General features: G+C 41.4%; 1 protein-coding gene. It reads left to right on the forward strand.

All coding sequences use genetic code 11. The features are described from left to right. Positions 1-476 precede the first annotated feature (476 nt). Positions 477-758 (forward strand): GIY-YIG nuclease family protein, encoded by a 282-nt coding sequence (locus tag H5202_RS22950; RefSeq protein WP_182774048.1) that lies wholly within the window; start codon positions 477-479, stop codon positions 756-758. The last annotated feature ends 387 nt before the right edge of the window (positions 759-1,145 follow it).

Consider the following 1,145-nt stretch of genomic DNA (forward strand, 5'->3'; position numbering starts at 1 on the left):
TATATCTAAACCAATTGTTGTAATCTTCATATTCGGACCCGCCCTTTGTTGATAAAGTGTACAAACTTATCATGGCTCACTATGAAGCCGATTAGAAGGGTGGGTCCATCTCATTATTCCGGTAACGCTTTTGAGCCGGAATCCAGGTGTTGCTTTAAAGCCACAATAATCCAAGGTAACACCTGGATCCGTCCCGGTAGTGTTTCTGAGCCGGGATTAAAGCATTCGAGGATGACGGGCCTTTAAAGCAACACCTGGATCCCCGATTAAAGCATTCGAGGATGACGTGCGGGGGGAAGTAATGCGCGCTATTTCGCCATAACGGCAATCCACCCTCTCGTCATATAAGTAATGCTCCCCCAAATTACGTCATTCCGGTAATGCTTTTGAGCCGGAATCCAGGTGTTAATGCTTTTTATATAGAGTCCGCTTTTGATGCTATATTTTGATGTAACCTTTTCTTGGGAAAAATGCTTATGGAAAAGCAATCATATATTTACATAATGGCTAATCGACCCAATGGCACGTTATATGTTGGAGTAACTTCTGATTTAATTAAACGAGCTTGGGAACACAAAAATGGTCTCTCAGACGGTTTTACCAAGAAGAATTCAATTAACCAGCTAGTTTACTATGAAGTTTTTGATGATATTTATAATGCAATTACAAGAGAGAAGCAGCTTAAAAAGTGGAAACGAGAATGGAAAATTGAATTAATTGAAAAATTAAATCCACGCTGGGATGATCTTGAAATCTAAATTGGTAGATAATACCTAGATCTGTTTCAGTCGCATTCCTGAGCTGGGCTCAATGTATTGATAATGGCGGCTAGGCAAAGCCAAGACAACACCTGGATCCGTCCCGGTAGTGTTTCTGAGCCGGGATAAGAGATCTCGAGGATGACGGGCGGGTGGAGGCAAACTACTGCATTTCAAGCAATGCCCACTACTACGTCATTCGGAAATGCTTTCTATGTTTTAGTGTTATGCCTATTATTACAACATCCAAATAACGCTCACTATTACGTCATATATGGACCCACCCGTTTTGCAAGTGATTTCGAAGCGTTGATAAACAAATTCATTGCCTTCATATATCCGGCTTGTGAACCGGGTGTTTTATATACCCGCAGCCCTAATGCAATT

This window comes from Shewanella sp. SG41-4 (assembly GCF_014164505.1).
GTDB lineage: Bacteria > Pseudomonadota > Gammaproteobacteria > Enterobacterales > Shewanellaceae > Shewanella.